Origin of the sequence: Mycobacterium parascrofulaceum ATCC BAA-614 (assembly GCF_000164135.1) — a bacterium.
GTDB classification, from domain to species: Bacteria; Actinomycetota; Actinomycetes; order Mycobacteriales; family Mycobacteriaceae; genus Mycobacterium; species Mycobacterium parascrofulaceum.
Map to the genome: position 1 here is coordinate 1 of NZ_GG770557.1, position 3,716 is coordinate 3,716.

Annotated in this window: 3 protein-coding genes; 1 reads left to right on the forward strand and 2 read right to left on the reverse strand. The window is 65.2% G+C overall.

Features of this window, described 5'->3' with window-relative positions; genetic code table 11:
- The first annotated feature begins 100 nt into the window (after positions 1 to 100).
- The gene (locus HMPREF0591_RS21375; RefSeq protein ID WP_007170747.1) at positions 101 to 1,099 is read left to right on the forward strand and encodes an ERCC4 domain-containing protein; all 999 of its coding nucleotides are present in this window, start codon (positions 101 to 103) and stop codon (positions 1,097 to 1,099) included.
- 37 nt (positions 1,100 to 1,136) lie between these two features.
- On the opposite strand, the gene istB is transcribed toward HMPREF0591_RS21375, so the two are convergent.
- Entirely contained in the window at positions 1,137 to 1,916 is a 780-nt protein-coding gene (gene istB / locus HMPREF0591_RS21380; RefSeq protein WP_007170748.1) for an IS21-like element helper ATPase IstB, read from the reverse strand.
- On the reverse strand, positions 1,913 to 3,511 hold the full coding sequence (gene istA / locus HMPREF0591_RS21385) for an IS21 family transposase (RefSeq protein ID WP_007170749.1): 1,599 nt from the start codon (positions 3,509 to 3,511) through the stop codon (positions 1,913 to 1,915). The genes istB and istA overlap by 4 nt, the downstream gene beginning before the upstream one ends.
- Between the last annotated feature and the right edge of the window lie 205 nt (positions 3,512 to 3,716).

The following is a 3,716-nucleotide window of genomic DNA, read 5'->3' on the forward strand; positions in this document are numbered from 1 at the left end:
TGGCGATGTCAACTTGAAGTGGCCCCGGGGTGACGGCTCGAATTGGCTCCATGCGTGGGGGTTGGTTGCTCGGGTTTTGTGGACCGGCAGACTCGGGGGTGTGGCGCAGTTGTTGGTTGCGGTCAACCCGGATGAGGATTCCCGGCTTCCGTTTTTGTTGCGGATCCCCCAGCCCAGCGGTGACCTGTTGTTCCGGACGTCGGGGACTTGGCCGCGGGTCAAGGCGTTGTACTGCTATCCGGTCGGCCTGCATGAGTGGCCTGATGATGCAGTGATCGTCGAACGCGTGCGGTTGCGGTCTTGCCAGCGGCGCGGGGCGGCGATCGATTTGATCGTGGATCGGTCCCGGGAGAATCGCTCCCAGCTGGTGTTCACGCAGGCTCGGGGGCGTGATGCGGTGTTTTGGCAGTCACCGCGCACGCGTAAGCAGGCCCGTCCGAATGTGCGCACCCCGACGGCGCGCGCTCAGGGCATCGTGGGGCTGCAGATCGTCGTCGACTCCCACGAGCGCTACGCGTATCGGTTCCCCACCCAGCAGGTCGGTACGATCAGGCAGGCGTTGCCGTGTGGGGACTATGGGCTGGTCATCGATGGGCAGCTGGTCGCCTCGGTGGAGCGCAAATCGCTGGCCGATCTGGTCGCCAGTCTCACTGGCGGCAAGCTGCGCTATCAGGTCGCCGACCTGGCTGCGCTGCCACGTGCGGCCCTGGTTGTCGAGGACCGCTATTCGCAGTTGTTCACCCTCGATCGCGTCCGCCCCGCCGTGGTGGCTGATGGGCTGGCCGAGTTGCAGATCCGCTGGCCCAACGTGCCGATGGTGTTCTGTGAGACCCGCCAACTCGCCCAGGAGTGGACGTATCGGTTCCTGGCCGCCGCGCACGACTGGGCACTCACCGAACACGCGGCCCTGCAGCGCATCTCGTCAGCGGCAATCGATATCACCGAGCTCGACCAACCCGCCGTATCCGAGCCGAGCACCGCCGAGGTCCGGGCATGGGCACGCTCGACGGGTCTGCCGGTGCCCGACCGCGGGCGGCTGCGTCCCGAAATCTGGCAGGCCTGGCGCCACGCCAACAACGCATCCGGGACGCTTCAGTAGGACTGTGAATTCCATTGAGGCGTTGACTGTTTTATGGCTAGCTTGCTGGTCGGGCGTTGCGGGCGTGGGCGAGGCGGTAGGAGATGGTGCCGGTTTCGATGATCTGTCCAGCGAAGGTCAACCGGTCCACGATGGCTGCGCAGAGCCTGGGGTCGGTGAACGTCTTTGTCCACGAAGAGAACGGCTCGTTGGATGCGATCGCGATGGCCGAGCGTTCCTCGCGTTCGGTCAGGACCTGGAACAGCAGCTCGGCGCCGCGCCGGTCCAGCTGCAAATACCCCAGCTCATCGACCAGGATGAGGTCGACACGGCCGTAGCGACCGATCAGCTTGGTCAACTGTTTATCGTCGGCAGCTTCGACGAGTTCGTTGACCAGCTTGGAAGCCAACGTGTAGCGCACCCGATAGCCCGACTCTGCGGCCAGGGTGCCCAGCGCGATGAGCAGGTGGCTTTTGCCGGTGCCGGAGTCACCGATCAAACACAACGGATGCCCGGCCTTGACCCACCCGCATGTGGCCAATTGTCCGATGACCGCGGGGTTGATGGCCGGGTTAGCGTCAAAGGAGAACTCTTCCAACCGCTTTGGGCGGGGAAACCCGGCGTCGCGGATACGCCGTTCGGCGCGACGTCGGGTCCGGTCATCACACTCAGCGATCACCAACTCAGACAAGAATCCCAGGTAGGACAACTGCTCACGCTCAGCGGCGGCGGCGATCTCAGCGAATCGGTCCCGAATGGTAGGCAGGCGCAGCATCCGGCAGCCCTGCTCGATCGCCGCGGTGGCGGCCTGCTCGGTGACCTGACGCCGCCGCGTCATGAGGTTTCGCACCCGAGCAAGATGTCGTATTTGTCGACCGAAGGCAACGGACGCTCATCGGCGATGAGCAAGCCCGACGAGCGGTGCTCAGCCAAGACCACCACCCGAGCACCCTCGCCGGCACCCATTGGTTGGGCCGCTGCGCCGCGGCGCTCGGCGGCCTTACGCGCTTCCAGCGCAACGACATCGGCACTGGTGGATCCCACCGACAGTGCCGCAGTGATTCCGGCGATCACATCGGCTCGGTCCAGATGACGGTGCAACAACAGCACCTCGACGAGCGACCGGGTCCCGGCCGCATCACCGTGGGCCTTACGCGCCGCGCTCCAGAACGCATCGTGCTCGGCGGTGAACTTCTTGGCGGCGCGGGCTTGGACCAGCGCAGTCGCCCCGGGCAGGGCACCAGGCTTGCGATACAGGATCTCCAGGTAGTGGTCCAAATCAAGAACTTTGGCGCCCTTGCCGATCGCGCGCTGATGGCGCGCCACCACTGTGGTGCGGTGGTAGACCGTCACCGCCGACGCCGAGAGTTTGACCCGCAGCCGATGCCCGATAAACCGGGCCGGCACGCTGTATTGATTGCAGCGCACCATCACCTGGGCGTAGCGGTCGACCCGCGGCGTCACGGTCAGTGCGGTGTCGAACGGCTCGTCGGGCACGGGGCGCAGCAGCGTCTTTTCGAATGCCCAGTCCTGGCCCACGCTGGTGGCGCGGTGGCTGATGCGGCGGTGATCGTCGGCGTCATCGGCGGCCTGCAATAGCGCGTTGAGTTCGTCGATCGAATCGACCACCGGCATGGGCACGCAGTGATTACGGCGGAATCGGCCGCCCTCGCCCTCCACGCCGCCTTTCTCGTGACTGCCCTCATGGCCGGGCTGGCAGTACCAGGCTTCGAACCCGTAGTGCGAGCGAAACGTGATCCAGCGTTCGTTTTCCTGCCGTGAACGCCCGAATAGCACCTGCTTGACCGCGCTGTTGAGGTTGTCGTAGCGGACCTTGTCCACCGGCACGCCACCCAGCCGCTCAAACGCGTAGACGTGGCCTTCTAGGAACGCTTCTTGGCCCTGGGTCAGAAATGCCCGATGCGCCGCACGGCCCGAGTGCGATAACCGCATGGTGAACAACGCGGTCTTGGTCTTGACGCCGCGCAAGATCACCCACAGGTCATGGAAGTCGACTTCGGCTTCGGCGGCCGGTTCATGTGTCTGCGGGACGAACCCCAGCTCCAGCGGCCTACCCGCCTCGGCGAGGATCTGAGGGCGGCGTTTTCGGACATGGTCGCGCACCGTGGAATACGACAAGCCTGCCGCGCCGTGTTCATCGACCAGCCGGGCATGGATGCGCCGCGCGGTATGCCGCTGCTTTCTCGGGGCATCCAGATCCGAACGCAGCATTCCGTCGATCACCGACCTGAACGGCTCCAACCGCGGCGCGACCCGCTGCGGAGTCTTACGCGGCGGTGGGATCGCCGAAGCCAACGCCTGGCGCACGGTGCGCCGGTGCACCGCATGCTTATCGGCCAACGCCCGGATCGACAAACCGTCAACCCGGTGATCTCGACGGATCACCGCGAACAGCTCCACCCTCGACCTCACCCTTCCAGACCCTCACCTTCGTGACCATCCATCCGGGCTATCCGGACGCTGAATCACGGTGAAGTGGGGCCAGTTCAAACCGTCACAACCACCACGGCGTGTCGAAACAGTGGGGCCAGATCAGGCCGTCACGATGACACTCCGCCGCCCACACAGGTGGAGCCACATCAAGCCGTCCCTCTGGGGCCAAATCAGGCTGTCACAG